The sequence below is a fragment of the Luteolibacter sp. LG18 genome, from assembly GCF_036322585.1.
In the GTDB taxonomy this organism is placed as follows: Bacteria; Verrucomicrobiota; Verrucomicrobiia; order Verrucomicrobiales; family Akkermansiaceae; genus Luteolibacter.
This window is the reverse complement of sequence record NZ_AP024600.1, coordinates 2,573,860-2,588,090: the sequence shown is the minus strand read 5'-3', so window position 1 is coordinate 2,588,090 and position 14,231 is coordinate 2,573,860. Positions and strand designations below refer to the sequence as shown.

The following is a 14,231-nucleotide window of genomic DNA, read 5'->3' as shown; positions in this document are numbered from 1 at the left end:
AAGTCTCACCAAAAGCCGGTTCCCGCTGGGAACCGGCTTTTTTATTGTCCGCCCGACGCCGCCGCGATTCCCTCGGGCAATGGTGAAACGGTTCATCTCCCTCCTCCTCTTCCTGTTCACGGCTTCCGCCCCCGCCGCGGAACCGGTGAAGCCGGAGGTCGACAAGCTGATCGACCCGGACACCCAGGAGGCCGAGATCCGCCGCGTGCTCGCACTCCCCGAAGCCGAAACCCTGACTTCCTACCGCCTTCACTGGAGCCCGCAGCTCAAGGGCGCACCGCCATTGATCGTCCTGGCCGCGAACAGCCAATCCGACACCACCCCTGCCGCACCACTACCCGGCAGCTCCCTCACTCCCATCGACGAAGATCACGAGGCGGGAAAGATCCCCGGCCTGAGCCGCCCCAGGCTCGCCCCGTTGGCAGGAGCCAAGGTCCGCGTCTTCGACCGCGAGGGCAACACCCCGGACGCCTGGAAGCGGTTGCCACCCTTGATCGAGGGACATCTCTGCGATTTCAACAACGACGACACCCTCGACCTCGCCTGCATCGAAACCAAAGCCGTCCAGGTCGAAGGCCGCGCCTATCACCTCAGCTACGCCACCGTCACCACGATCGAAGCCGAGCCCCGCATCCTCACACGGATCGCCTTCGATTGCCGGCCCGACGACCCAGCGCCCGCGGATGCGTGGACCCTCACCTGCGATCAGTGGAATCAAGAAGGCGTCCCGGTCCTGTCATTCGGCCCCAGCAATGCCCGCACCGATCGGGAACGTCGCCAATTTCTGGTTCATTGGGATCCAGCCAAAAAAGATTTCACCATCCTCCAAGCTCCCGACGACGAGACCTCGCGCCGCCATCTCCATCTGCTCGCCCCCGCCGAGCCACTCGAAAAAACAGCGGCCCAACTTTCAAAAAAGGGTCGTTAGAGCAAATCGACATTCAACCGCGAGAAACCGCCGAGCGGATTCATGGGAAGACTCGCGAACAGATAGCGCCCCCAACGGGGCGGGATAAGATAGCTTCTAGGGCAACGCCCTGATTCTTCTACACACCGTCTATCGAGAGTGAGCGCTTTTTCGCCCCGGTAGGGGCAGGAGAAATTAGCCGGTCGGCAAGGAGCGTAGCGACGCCGCCACCGGGTGACCCACGGATCATGACAGGCACCCCGGAGGGCGTGCGAGAAGCGTGCCCCGGCTCCGCGCGACAAATGGGAAATGGAATTCCGCAGGCCTCCGAGCTCGGCTGCGATCCCCTTCGGGATCGAATGACCTTTCCGCCCCAACCGGAGGTGTCGTCGCCTAGGCTCCTCAACCTCCGTCTACGTGGGCTGCCATCCCCTTCGGGGATACAGAGTTCAAGATGTGTATCAGGATCAGGACAACGCCCTGGGTAAGCGCGGACTTCGTAACGAGCCCTGAAAGGGCGGGATGAAGAGGGGATACGCCCCCCCGCCACGACATTCCGCCCCGTTGGGGCTTTTTGAAGGTCGATTCAACCTAACCGCACGCCACCGGCTCACCATCCGCCAACCGCAGCTCCTGCCCCTCCGCGGAACGCTTCACGTATCCCAGCAGCACCCTCCGGCCATCGGATACCACAGGAGAAACACTGGTGATCACCCCGGCTTCCGCGCCCTCCGCAGTCCGCAGGGAGGCCCCGGCCTCACAGGCTGCGGACTCCGGCACCAAGAGCTTGGTCAGCCGCCGGTTCACCTTCCCCGCCGACTTGATCCGCGAGATCACCTCCTGGCCGATGTAGCAACCCTTCGAGTAGGAAATATCCGTCCGCTCCAGACCTGCCTCGGGAGGCAGCATCCCAGCTTCGAGCTCGCGCCCCCATGCCGGAATCCCGGCGGCAATGCGCGCCGCCTCCACCTCGTCAGCCGGCCAGATGGGGAGCGCTTCCGCCGCATGCGATTCACCCGCCGGAATCCATACGTCCCAACCAAGAACGCCGATCCGATCGATCGCCACCGCGTGGCTCCCGCCCTCCACAGCCGGAGCCTCGGGCGCGGTCACATGCACCCGTTTCCACTCCGCGGAAATGTCCACGATCTCGGCATCATCCGAGATCAGGTAGCGGTCGAGCCGGGCGAGCAGATCCTCCCCGCCCTCGTGGTCGCAAGCCACCCGCAGTGCTCCATCCGGTCGCCCGTGCAGCGTTACCCGGAACTGGAGCTTACCCTTGGCATCCGTCACGCAGGCATACAGCGCCTTCGTGCCATCCGCCACCAAACGCACATCCTGGGTGAGCTGGCCGTTGAGATAGCGCCGGGCATCCGGCCCGCGGACTTCCAACAAGACGGGCGCGGGCAATTCCAGCCGACGCGGAGTGACATCGCTCACTGGTAGGCTTTGGCGAGGGCTGAGTAATCGAGGTCGGCCAGGCCATCGGCGCAGAGCGCCGACATGCGGGCGGACACGGCATCGATCGCCGGGGTTTCCAATCCCGCTTCGGCGGCCAGGGCGCGCACGTAGCGACTGTCTTTCTCCATGTTCCCGAGCGAGAAATGGGTGTCGAAATCCCCACCGGCCATGGTCGGCAGCTTCATTCCGGAAAGCACCGAGGCACAGGCGTTCTTGGACACCGCGCCGATGAAGTTCTCCGCGGAAATGCCGTGGGCCGTCGCGACCGCGAGCGCTTCCGCCAGCGCCTGCACCGTGCAGGCGGAGATCAGGTTCGTCGCCAGCTTCACGATGGTCGCCGCGCCGACTTCCCCGCAGGGAATGAGATCCTTCGCCGTCACCCGCAGGTAGGGCTCCACCTCCGCCAGCAGCGCCGGATCACCGGACGTGTAATAGACGAGCTGGCCGTTTTCCGAGGCCACCTTGCTGCCGGTGAACGGCACATCGAGGAAGTCCGCCCCGGTCGCAGCCACTTGGGCCGCGATCCAGCGGGTCGTCTCCACATCGAGCGTCGAGTGATTCAGCACCACCATGCCCGGCTTCAGTCCCGGCACGATGGCCTCCACCGTGGCACGCGCCGCCGGGGAGTCCTTCAGGTAGATCGAAATCCAGCGCGCGCCCTCGATCGCTTCAAGGGCCGACGAAACCTCGCCCGGCAGCCCCTTCGGCGTGCGGTTCCACGCTTTCACGCCCCAACCGGCATCCCGCAGCCGCCCGTAGGCGCGCGAGCCGATGATCCCAAGCCCCAGCACCGCCGCGGGTGCTTTTTCCAACTCCACGGTGCTCATTTCTGACGTTGCAGCGCGAGTTCAGCCAGCTTGGCGGCCTGCTTCTTGATTTCCGCGACCTTTTCAGCGGTCGGAGCCTCTTTTTCGCCCAGCACCATCTCATGGCGCAGGCCGGAGAGGATGTCCCGCATCGCGAGATAGTTCGGACGTTCCGAAATCCGCGGCTCCAAGGAGGCGATCGACTCGGTGTAGTAGTCCGCGATGTCCTCGCGCATGATCAGCTTGCCGCGCTCGGGGGTGAACTGCTTGTCCACCGCGGTCGCGGAGACATCGAGGGCATGCACCCACCCGCCGAGCGAGATGAGGTGAGCGAGATCGGCATCCCGCAGGGCCACCAGCTCGCGCTCCACGTCCTTCTGGGTCGCCGCCAACTCCTTCTTGAGCTGGTCGACCTTCTGGTCCTTGGCGCTCTCCAACAGGCTGGCGGCATGCCGGTTCACCCGGTCGCCCGCGCCCAACGCCTTGCCGTAGCGGGTCAGGTCCTTGGCGAGATCCTCCACCTTGTCCATCTGCCCGGCTTGGACGATCAGGAAGCCATCCGCGATCAGAAACCCAAGCTCCATCGCCAGATCGGCGCGGTCCAATGGCATGCGAGCCGCTTGCTTGCGGACGGAGTCGCTCACCGGCAGCGGCGCGAGACCATTGAGTGTATCGAACAGCTTGCCGATGGACGGAGCCGTGAACTCATTGATTCCCAATTCTTCACGCACATGTGGATCATCCACGAGATCCGCCGGAATGGGATTCTTGCCGTCCTTTTCCCCCTCCTCGGCGGACGCCGGCAGGCACAGCGCCGCCAGAACTCCCAGCAATGCGATCGGTAATTTCACAAGGCGATGCTGCCACCGCACGAAGCATTCCGCAATCGGCAATGCTGGGCACCGGTTGCCCGCCACCCATCCGGGGGCCGGGCGTTTCGAGGCTTGACCCCGGCCCGTGGTTCTGGTGGCCTGCGGCAGGGCGGCCTAGATTGATTTCCAGTCCGTTCCGTATCCGCGTCCCCGGGCGTGCCTCCAGGCCCGTCATTGATACGTTCCCCGAATTTCCTCCGTAGAATCGCCCACACGTCATGGATTGGACCTCTCCGCTTTGGTATGCCAGCTATCTCATCGTCCTCATCGGCCTCTCCGGCTATGGGTTCCACCGCCTGACGATCGTCTATCTCTACCTGAAGCACTCCCGGAACAAACCGCAACCGAAGAAGCCCTTCGCGGAGCTTCCGTTGGTGACGGTCCAGCTTCCGCTCTTCAATGAGATGTACGTGGTGGACCGCCTGCTCGACGCGGTCGCGGCGATCGATTACCCGAAGGACAAGCTCCAGATCCAGATCCTGGACGACTCCACCGATGAAACCGTGGGCATCTGCGCCGCCGGTGCCGAGCGCATGCGCGCCCAGGGCTTCGACATCGAGCACATCCACCGCACCGACCGCACCGGTTTCAAGGCCGGCGCGCTCGAACACGGCACCCAGTTCGCCAAGGGCGAGTATCTCTTCATCCTCGACGCCGACTTCGTCCCGAATCCGGACGTCCTCCAGAAGACCATCCACTTCTTCAGCGACGAGCGGATCGGCATGATCCAGACCCGCTGGGGCCACCTGAACCGCACCTTCAACGTCCTGACCCGCATCCAGGCCATGTTCCTGGACGGCCACCTGGAGCTGGAACAGACCGCCCGCAACCGCAGCGGCCGCTTCTTCACCTTCAACGGCACCGCCGGCATCTGGCGCAAGGGCTGCATCGCCGACGCCGGCGGCTGGGAGCACGACACCCTCACCGAGGACATGGACCTCAGCTACCGCGCCCAGCTCAAGGGCTGGCGCTTCATCTTCCTCAACGACGTCGAGACCCCGGCCGAGCTGCCGGTGGACATGGACGGCTTCAAGAGCCAGCAGCACCGCTGGACGAAGGGCTCCATCCAGGTCTGCAAGAAGGTCCTGCCCGCCATCTGGCGCAGCAACGTCCCGCTGCCGGTGAAACTCGAGGCCACGGCCCACCTGACCTCGAACTTCGCCTACCTGATGCTCATCTGCCTGTGCTTCCTCATCTACCCGAACCAGCACGGCGTGAACCACCTCGGCCCGATCGGCTACTATGTGGTCAATGGCTCGATCTTCTTCTTCTCCTCCGTCTCGGTCGCCCTCTTCTACTTCATGTCCCAGAAGGCGCTCCGCCCCGGCTCCTGGTGGAAGGAAATCCCCTATCTCCCGCTCCTGCTGGCCCTCGGCATCGGGATGTCCATCAGCAACGCCAAGGCCGTGCTGGAAGCCATCTTCAACCACGAGTCCGCCTTCATCCGCACCCCGAAATACGGTGACCAGCAGAAGAAGACCGACTGGAAAAAGAGCAGCTACAAGGCCATGAAGACCCTCACCCCGGTCATCGAGCTCCTGTTCGGCTTCTTCTTCCTGTTCGTGGTCGTCGAGGCCGCCGTGAAGGGAAATTGGTCGTCCACGATTCTTCTGCTTCCATTCCCGGTTGGATTCTTCTATACATCTCTGTCGTCCCTCGCCCGCCTGCTTCCCCAAGGCCGTGTTGAAACACAAAACGTGTCCCGCAACGATCCTTGAACCATGTATGGCAAACTGCTGAGATCCACACTACTCCCCCTTTCCTCCCTGCTCGCCGCGATCGGCCTTTCGAGCTGCGGAACCACGTCCAAGGACACCCATAACAAGGTGTTGGTCAGCGTCCGCGATCAGAAGATGATGCTGATGCAGGACGGAAAGCCGGTGAAGACGTACAAAGTCTCGACGTCGAAATTCGGCATCGGGGACAAGCCGGGGAGCAACTGCACCCCGCTCGGCCACATGGAGGTGGCCTCCAAGATCGGCGACAATTTCCCGTCCGGCACGGTGATCAAGAGCCGCCGCCCGACCGGCGAGATCCTCAAGCCGAACGCCCCGGGCCGCGACCCGATCGTCAGCCGCATCATGTGGCTGAAAGGGACCGACCAAGCCAACAAGAACGCCTTCGGCCGCTGCATCTACATCCACGGCACCGCCGAGGAATGGCGTCTGGGCACCCCGGCCTCCTACGGCTGCATCCGGATGGGCTCGAAGGACGTCATCGACCTCTACAAGCGCCTCGGCGTGGGAGCGGACGTGCACGTCATGCGCGACTCGCTGGACTCCCTCCAGCCGGTGAAATCCTACGCTTCCGTCGCCTCCACCCACTGAGCCCGGAGCTCGCCGAGGGATTTCCCGACGCAGAAGCTTGACAGGCTCGCCCTTGTAACTATCTTTCGCGCCCCGCCCGTCCGGGGCAAACCTCCAGATTTTTTCACTACCATGGCCAACACCAAGTCCGCCCAGAAGCGCAGCCGCCAGACCATCGTGCGCACCGAGCGCAACCGCGCTGAGAAGAGCCGCGTGAAGACCCTCCGCAAGAAGGCCCTCACCGCGATCGCCGCTGGTGACAAGGAAGCCGCCGCCAAGGCTGTCAGCGAGTTCTCCTCCGCCGTCGACAAGGCCGCCAAGCGCAACCTCGTCCACAAGAACAAGGCCGCCAACCTCAAGAGCAAGGCTGCCAAGGCGATCGCCGCGATCGCCTGATAAACCGGTTCCCCGGACAACGAAAACAAGCGGTCCGGTATTCCGGTGCCGCTTTTTTCGTGTAAAGTAACCTCCATGGCCAAGCCATCACCCACCCCCGATCCGACGCGCGAGCAAAAGGCCGCCCGCATCGCCGCCAACCCGTCCGCCTACAAGGTGTGCGAGGGCTGCGACTCGATCGTGGGCGCCGGTGCCGCGCTCTGCCCGAACTGCCACAGCTTCCGCTTCGACGTCACCTCGGACCGGGTCGTGAAGCAGGCGCTCTTTTTGGGCTCACGCGAACAAAGTTCGGTCACGGCCGAAGATATCAGTTGATCTTTTCGTGGGGTTCGGCGTAAAACGCCGCCCCGCAACGCGGGCGTAGCTCAGTGGTAGAGCGCCACCTTGCCAAGGTGGATGTCGTGAGTTCGAATCTCATCGCCCGCTCCATTTTCCCAAACAAAAAGGACGCCTCCCAAAGGCGTCCTTTTTGTTTTCCAAGATGTCGCACGAGACTCCCGCCTTGCGTGCGGGAAGGGGCGCGCAGGCCGGATCGCCCCCAACGCCAACACCAGGCTTGCTCTGTCCTTTACCCCCATCCGCCCGTAGCCGCGCTTGGGAGAGCGTGGGTTGGGCGGGTTCACGACCTCCCTCGCAGGTCCCATCCTCATCCGATCGACACCTATTTTCCATGCCCGGCAGGGCGACGCTCTTCCAGCCGGGGCGCTCTAGCCCCCGGTGACGAGCGGTGGTGGAGTTCCAAGCCCCGGCAAGAGGCGACGCAACGCAGGCCGAATGACCTTCCAGACGGAACCCTGCGCCCGATGCTCAAAGAGCGCCGAATCATCCGGAGAGATTCGAATGGTGGTTCCGCTGAAAGAGCTCGGGCAGCGTCGTCCCTTGCGGGACTTGGACATTCTTCGCGGCCGATTCCCGGGGGCTTGCGCACCCCGGCTAGAAGAGCGTCGCCCTACCGGGCTCAGAGGAAGAAGGAGCGCAAGAAGCGCGGCGGCAACACCGCCCACGTTCTCCCGAACGCGGCTACGTAGCGTGCGCCTGCGGATGCGAGTAACACGCAAAAGGAGCCCTGGGCTCAGCGGAACTTCACACCCAGCCCTTTCACCAGGGAATCGAGGACGCGCTGGTGGGCGGCGTCGACTTCCTCGGCCTTCAGGGTGCGGCCCGAGTCGCGGTAGACGAAGCGGTAGGCCACCGACTTGCGGTCGGCGGGGAGCTTTTCACCGGACGGGTCGCGGAAGACGTCAAAGCACTCGAAGGAGATCAGGAGAGCCTCCTGAAGCTTCGCCAGGGTCTTCTCGATCTCCAGGTTCGCCAGCGTCACCGGCACGTCCATGGCGGCGTCGCGGGACGAGGCCGGGAACTGCGGCAGCTCCTCGGCGTGGGCGATACCGGAGCGGAGCTTGCGGAGCTTCGCAAGGTCGAATTCCGCCACGAACACGGCACCGCCGAGGTCGAGCTCGCGCTCGCGGGCGGGCAGCAGGCGCGCGAAGTTGCCGATCGACTGGCCATCGGCCTGGATGTCGGCCCCGAGTGCGAAACCATCGCGCTCCTTCGGCACGAACTGGACATTGGCGTTCGGAACGATGGCGCCGACGATCGCCTTGAGGTCGTAGAGGTCGCTGGCGCGCTCGGCCTGGGCCCAACCGGCGGGCACCGCGGGGCCGGAAAGCAGGATGGCGAGACCGTCGCTTTCGAGATCCTTGGCCTTGCCGCCGCCGGCGTTGCGGAACACCCGGCCGAGTTCGAACAGGCGCAGGGCTTTGGTGCCCTGGCGGATGTTGCGGGCGGCGGAGGCCACCAGCCCCGGCACGAGGCTCGGGCGCATCACGGCGTGGTCCTCGCTGAGCGGGAGCTTCACGCGGATCAGGTCACCGTCCTGCAGCGGGCGCAGCGGCAGGGAGTCGGCCACCTGGTTGTCAGCGATCAGCTTGATCGTCTGGGATTCGTGGAAGCCGAGGGCGGCCAGGGCGCGGCGCAGGGCCATATCGGCGTCGTAGGCGGCATCGACGGCGCTGGAGGCCACGAAGGCCCCCTGGAAGCGGGATGGCACGTTGTCGAGGCCGTGGACGCGGGCCACTTCCTCGACGAGGTCGATGTGGCGCTGGAGGTCGGCGCGGAACGACGGCACCACCCACTGGCCACCGTCCTGTTTCACCAAGCCGAGGCGGGTGAGGATCTCATCGGCGGCCTCGTGGGAAATCGAGCGGCCCATGAGCTGGTCGAGACGGGCGTAATCGAGCGTCACCGGCTGGACGCGGACGGGAGCTTCCCCGGCCACGGCGGTGGTCGCGGCGGCGGCGCCACCGGCGGTTTCGAGAATCAGCTTCACCGCCAGCGCGGAGGCGGGCAGGACGGCCTGCGGATCGGCTCCGCGCTCGAAGCGGTAGGAGGAATCCGAGGACAGGGCGGTGCGGCGCGAGGTGCGGCGGATGCCGGACGGCTCGAACCAAGCGGATTCCAGCAGGATCGAGGTGGTGGACTCGGTCACGCCGGAGTCCGCGCCGCCCATCACGCCACCAAGGGCGAGGGCCGCGCCGGAATCGTCGGAAATGACGAGGTCGGAATCCTGAAGAGTATAGGTGGCGTCATCGAGCGCCTTGAACGCCTCGCCGTCCGTGGCGCGGCGGATCACCAGCGCGCCGTTGACCTTGGCGGTATCGAAGGCGTGGAGCGGCTGGCCGGTCTCGTGGAGCACGAAATTGGTCACGTCCACCACGTTGTTGATCGGGCGCAGGCCGATCGACTCCAGACGGCGCTGGAGCCAGGCCGGGCTTTCCTTGATCTGGACGCCCTCGATTTTCACCGCGGTGTAGAACGGGCAGCCGTCGGCGGCTTCCAGCTTCACCGACTCCCCGGCCGGGGCGGTGTCGCGGGCCGGGATTTCCAGCGGCTTGAGCGGCTGCTTGAGCAGGGTCGCCAGCTCGCGGGCCATGCCGTGGTGGCTGAGCAGGTCCGGACGGTTCGGAGTCACCTCGACCTCCAGCAGGACATCGGATTCGAAAAGTTCCTTCACCGGGCGGCCGATCGGGGAATCGGAGGGCAGGATCAGCAGACCGTCCTCGCCCTTTGGCAGGCCGATTTCCACGGACGCGCAGAGCATGCCCTTCGACTCGACGCCGCGCATCTTGGTCTCGCCGATGGTGAAACCGCCAGGCAGCGCGGCACCGGGCAGCGCGCACGGCACCTTGTCGCCGACCTTGTAGTTCTGCGCGCCGCAGACGATCTGGCGGAGCTGGCCCTCGCCCGCATCCACCTGCGTCACCTTGAGGCGGTCGGCGTTCGGGTGCTGGACGGCCTCCATGATCTGGGCGACCACGACCTTGTCGGAGGAAACGCCCTCGATCTCGATGCCCTCGACCTCGATGCCGGCGAAGGTCAGCAAATCGTCCAGTTCCTGCGGGGATTTGCCACCCAGGTCCACGTGCGTCGAAAGCCAGTTGAGGGAAACGTTCATGATCGGCCCCGCAGGGGATCGCGAACCGGCCGGGGATTGTCAAGGACGGGGGGCGAACGGAGCCGGGAACCGAGATTTTCCACCTGAAAAACACCCGGATGGGAGCACCCGGCGGAGCGGAGCGCCTGGCAGCTCCCGAATACCGGAAAGCCGGGGGCTAACAGCGGGAGCCTCCTTGCATTTGTTTAGCGCATGTGTCATGTTAGATCGCCTGCTCCTCATTTCCGTTGGGGAGGGCTTGCCGGAGAACCGCCATGTTCACCCTCTCGAAACTGGCCTTCTGGAAGCGGTCGTCCGCGGACACCCGCACGGGACGCCCCTTGGCGGAGCAACCGGCGTGGAAACCGCGGATCGGACTGGCGCTTTCCTCGGGTGGAGCCCGCGGCCTGGCCCACGTCGGCGTGCTGGAGGTGCTGGAGGAGGCGGGGATCGAAATCCACGCCATCGCCGGATCGAGCATGGGGGCCTACGTCGGCGCGCTGTGGGCCGCCGGGTTCTCCGGAAAACAGCTCGAAAACCTCGCGGCGGAAATGAACGACAGCCGCCAGATGTGGAAGCTGGCCGACCCGCTGATTCCGCCACTGAAAGGGCTCTTCAAGGGCGAGAAGGCGAAAAGGCACCTCTCCCGCTCCATCGGCGACCTGAAGATCGAGGATCTGGAACGCCGCCTGATGGTCATCACCTTCGATCTCGACACCTGCGAGCGGCTGGTGGTCCGCAGCGGCAGCCTGGCCGACGCCGTCCACGCCTCCTGCGCCATGCCGGGAGTCGTCGCGCCGGTGAATTTCAAGGGCCGGCGCTGCGCCGATGGCGGGGTGGTCGATCCGGTGCCGGTCGGGGCGCTGCGGCGTTTCGGCGACGTGGACCGGGTGATCGCGGTGTCCACCCTGCCAAGCCTCGCCGAGGTCGAGGCCGGGTGTTGCCGCCCCGAGGAGGAGGCGAACCCCTCGTGGTGGCGGCGCGGCACCGAGGCCTTCAGCCGCCGCACCAATCCCCTCGCCCCGGGCAACATCGGCGACACCTTCCGCAAGAGCATCCGCGCCGCCCAGATCCGCCTGGCGGACGATGCCTGCCGCCGCGCCGACCTGTGCCTGCACCCACCCTACGTCGCGGCCCGCTGGCACGAGTACGCGCGCTTCGAGCACTTCATCGAGGCCGGTCGCCGCATCGCGCGGGACCATTTGAACGAGATCCGCGCCCTCGCGGGCCTGCCCATCCCGGAACCCAAACCCAATGAGCCAAACCCGGACAACGTGGTGGTGGGAGAACGCGTCGCCTGACGAGCAGCACCACCTGCAAGGCCTCCACCTGCGGAAATTCCTCCGCGAGGCGGTGGTGCCCTTTTCGCCACACTACGGCGAAACGTTCCACCAGCGCGGACTCGACTGGCGCGATTTCCAATCGGTGGACGACCTCGACCTGCTGCCGCTGTCGTCGAAGAAGGATCTGGTGAACCCGCGCGACTTCATCCTCCAGCCGGATTCGGCGGTGCTGCGGAAACGCGGCACCACCATCGCCAGCGCGATCCTCCGCGGCACCGAGGCCACCAAGGAACTCCTCGAACGGGAGTGGCGTCCGGTGCTGATGACCAGCACCACCGGCCGGGCCGCGTCACCGGTTCCATTTTTCTACACACAGTACGATCTCGACCGGCTGTCGATGGCCGGTCGCCGGATGATGGAAATCGCTCAGTCCGATCCCGCGTTCCGGCACGTCAATGCCTTCCCCTTCGCCCCGCACCTGGCGTTCTGGCAGGGCCACCACGCCTCGCTCGGCTTCAATGCCTTCATGATCTCCACCGGCGGCGGCAAGGCGCTCGGCACCGAGGGCAACATCCGGCTCATCGACCGCGTCGATCCGGACGCCCTGATCGCGATGCCGACTTTCCTCTATCACCTGCTGCAACAGGCTGCGGCCGGGGGCAGCCGGTGGCAGAACCTGAAACGGATCGTGCTCGGCGGCGAGAAGGTGCCGGAGGGCATGCGCCAGAAGATCGCCGCGCTGTGCGAGCAGCTCGGGTCCGCCGGCGTCAGCGTGCTTTCGACCTATGCCTTCACCGAGGCGAAGATGGCATGGACCGAGTGCCGGGTGGGCCAGGACAAGTCGCCCACCGGATTCCACCTCTACCCGGACATGGGGATCATCGAGATCGTCGACCCGAAAACCGGCAAGCGGGTGCCGGACGGCATGCCCGGCGAGATCGTGTTCACCCCGCTCGATTCCCGCGGCACGGTGGTGCTGCGCTACCGCACCGGCGACGTCACCGATGGCGGCATCGTCCGCGAACGCTGCCCGGCCTGCGGCCGCACCTGCCCGCGCATCACCGGCAATGTCTCCCGCCTCACCGACCGCCATGAGCTCAACATCGACAAGCTCAAGGGCACGCTCGTCGACTTCAGCGAGCTGGAGCACCTGCTCGACGACACCCGCGAGATCGGCGCGTGGCAGATCGAGCTGCGGAAACGCAACGACGATCCGCTGGAGTGCGACGAGGTGATCGTCCACGCCGTGCCGATGAACGGCCTCTCACCCGACGCCCTGCGCGAGCTGGTGATGCGCCGTTTCCGCGAGAAGGCGGAGTTTTCCCCGAACAACGTGGTGCTCCATGACTGGGACGAAATGCGGCGACTGCAAGGCGTCGGCCGCGAGTTGAAGGAACAGAAGATCGTCGACCACCGCCCAACCTCCCCATCGCCATGAACCTCTGGATCCTCGCCGGTGTGAGAACACCCTTCCTGCGTGCCGGCACGCAGTTCGAGCCGCTCGGCGCGGCGGACCTGGGTCGGATGGCGATCAGCGCGCTGCTGGCGCGCACCGGGGTCGACCCCGGCGCGATCGACGAGGTGATCCTCGGCTGCGTGGGCCAACCGGCGGACGCCGCGAACGTCGCGCGGGTGGCCGCGCTGCGCGCCGGGATTCCCGAGAGCGTGCCCGCCGCGACCGTGCAGCGGAACTGCGCCTCCGGGCTCGAATCGATCACCAGCGCCTATGAGCGCATGACCGCGGGACGCGGCGAGCTGTTCCTGGTCGGCGGCATGGAGAGCATGAGCCGCTATCCGCTGCTCTACAGCGACAGCGCGATGAAGAAATTCGGCCTGATGGCGAAGGCCCGCAGCCCGTTCCAGAAACTCGCGGCACTGGCCAAGTTCCGCCCGAAGGACTTCGCGCCGCGGATCGGCCTGAAGCTCGGCCTCACCGATCCCTACACCGGCATGATCATGGGCGAGACCGCCGAGCTGCTCGCGCGCGAATACCACATCACCCGGGAGGAGCAGGACGCCTTCGCCGCCAATTCCCACCTGAAGGCGCTCGCCGCCACCGAGACCCGCAACCACGAGATCGCCGCCGCGCATCTGGGAGGGAAAGCGATCACCGCCGACAACGGCCCGCGCGAAGACTCCACGCCGGAGAAGCTGGCGAAACTCAAGCCGATCTTCGAACCGAAATGGGGCGGCGTGACCGCAGGCAACAGCTCGCAGGTCAGCGACGGTGCGGTGGCCCTGCTGGTGGGCACCGAAGCCGCCGCCGCCCGAATCGGGCTCGTCCCCATGGGTCGACTCACCCACTATGCCTATAGTGGCTGCGATCCGGCGCGGATGGGCATCGGCCCGGTGCTCGCCAGCGCGCGGGCGATGAAAGGCGGTGCGCCCTCCCCCGCCGAGGCCGACATCGTCGAGCTGAACGAGGCCTTCGCCGCCCAGGCGCTCGCCGTCCTGAAAGCCTTCCGCGATCCCGCCGCCGCGAAACTGGCCGGGCTCGACCACGCCCTCGGCGAGATCGCCTTGGAAAAACTCAATCGCCGCGGCGGCTCGATCGCCCTCGGCCACCCTGTCGGCGCGACCGGCTCCCGCCTGGTTCTCACCGCCCTCGACCAACTCCACGAAACCGGCGGCAAGCGCGCGCTGGTCACCCTCTGCGTCGGCGGCGGACAGGGTGCCGCGCTTTGGTTGGAACGGCCATGAAAACAGAATTTACAGAATTTTGCAGAATTTACGGATGGATGAATTCCGGGCTGAGAGCCTTGCCCAA

Annotated in this window: 12 protein-coding genes and 1 tRNA gene; 9 read left to right on the top strand and 4 right to left on the bottom strand. The window is 65.6% G+C overall.

Going from position 1 to position 14,231, the window contains the following annotated elements; translation table 11 throughout:
• Positions 1-79: 79 nt before the first annotated feature.
• Positions 80-928, top strand: a complete 849-nt coding sequence (locus tag llg_RS10830; protein ID WP_338289924.1) for a hypothetical protein — start codon at positions 80-82, stop codon at positions 926-928.
• A 570-nt stretch (positions 929-1,498) separates the two neighbouring features.
• Here the strand turns inward: llg_RS10830 and llg_RS10825 are convergent.
• The 3 genes from llg_RS10825 to llg_RS10815 are packed head-to-tail and all read right to left on the bottom strand — an operon-like array spanning position 1,499 to position 4,025.
• On the bottom strand, positions 1,499-2,347 hold the full coding sequence (locus llg_RS10825; RefSeq protein WP_338289923.1) for a hypothetical protein: 849 nt from the start codon (positions 2,345-2,347) through the stop codon (positions 1,499-1,501).
• Complete coding sequence (locus tag llg_RS10820) at positions 2,344-3,195, bottom strand: NAD(P)-dependent oxidoreductase (protein ID WP_338289922.1); 852 nt, start codon at positions 3,193-3,195, stop codon at positions 2,344-2,346. Before llg_RS10820 ends, llg_RS10825 begins: the two co-directional genes overlap by 4 nt.
• A complete protein-coding gene (locus llg_RS10815; RefSeq protein WP_338289921.1) occupies positions 3,192-4,025 on the bottom strand; it encodes a hypothetical protein in 834 nt (277 codons plus the stop codon). Before llg_RS10815 ends, llg_RS10820 begins: the two co-directional genes overlap by 4 nt.
• 239 nt (positions 4,026-4,264) lie before the next feature.
• On the opposite strand from llg_RS10815, the gene llg_RS10810 reads away from it, so the two are divergent.
• The 5 genes from llg_RS10810 to llg_RS10790 all read left to right on the top strand — a co-directional run bounded on the left by llg_RS10810 (position 4,265) and on the right by llg_RS10790 (position 7,177).
• Positions 4,265-5,764, top strand: a complete 1,500-nt coding sequence (locus llg_RS10810) for a cellulose synthase family protein (protein ID WP_338289920.1) — start codon at positions 4,265-4,267, stop codon at positions 5,762-5,764.
• Between the two features lie 3 nt (positions 5,765-5,767).
• Positions 5,768-6,373 carry a L,D-transpeptidase gene (locus tag llg_RS10805; protein ID WP_338289919.1) on the top strand — a complete coding sequence of 202 codons (606 nt, stop codon included), beginning with the start codon at positions 5,768-5,770 and terminating at the stop codon, positions 6,371-6,373.
• A 111-nt stretch (positions 6,374-6,484) separates the two neighbouring features.
• Positions 6,485-6,748 carry a 30S ribosomal protein S20 gene (gene rpsT / locus llg_RS10800; protein WP_338289918.1) on the top strand — a complete coding sequence of 88 codons (264 nt, stop codon included), beginning with the start codon at positions 6,485-6,487 and terminating at the stop codon, positions 6,746-6,748.
• Between the two features lie 75 nt (positions 6,749-6,823).
• The gene (locus llg_RS10795) at positions 6,824-7,063 is read left to right on the top strand and encodes a hypothetical protein (RefSeq protein ID WP_338289917.1); all 240 of its coding nucleotides are present in this window, start codon (positions 6,824-6,826) and stop codon (positions 7,061-7,063) included.
• Between the two features lie 39 nt (positions 7,064-7,102).
• Positions 7,103-7,177, top strand: a tRNA-Gly gene (locus llg_RS10790).
• A gap of 643 nt (positions 7,178-7,820) precedes the next feature.
• Here llg_RS10790 and pheT read toward each other — a convergent pair.
• The gene (gene pheT / locus llg_RS10785; protein ID WP_338289916.1) at positions 7,821-10,202 is read right to left on the bottom strand and encodes a phenylalanine--tRNA ligase subunit beta; all 2,382 of its coding nucleotides are present in this window, start codon (positions 10,200-10,202) and stop codon (positions 7,821-7,823) included.
• Between the two features lie 254 nt (positions 10,203-10,456).
• On the opposite strand from pheT, the gene llg_RS10780 reads away from it, so the two are divergent.
• The 3 genes from llg_RS10780 to llg_RS10770 are packed head-to-tail and all read left to right on the top strand — an operon-like array spanning position 10,457 to position 14,164.
• Entirely contained in the window at positions 10,457-11,482 is a 1,026-nt protein-coding gene (locus llg_RS10780; protein ID WP_338289915.1) for a patatin-like phospholipase family protein, read from the top strand.
• Complete coding sequence (locus tag llg_RS10775; RefSeq protein WP_338289914.1) at positions 11,436-12,902, top strand: AMP-binding protein; 1,467 nt, start codon at positions 11,436-11,438, stop codon at positions 12,900-12,902. The genes llg_RS10780 and llg_RS10775 overlap by 47 nt, the downstream gene beginning before the upstream one ends.
• On the top strand, positions 12,899-14,164 hold the full coding sequence (locus tag llg_RS10770) for an acetyl-CoA C-acyltransferase (protein ID WP_338289913.1): 1,266 nt from the start codon (positions 12,899-12,901) through the stop codon (positions 14,162-14,164). The genes llg_RS10775 and llg_RS10770 overlap by 4 nt, the downstream gene beginning before the upstream one ends.
• The last annotated feature ends 67 nt before the right edge of the window (positions 14,165-14,231 follow it).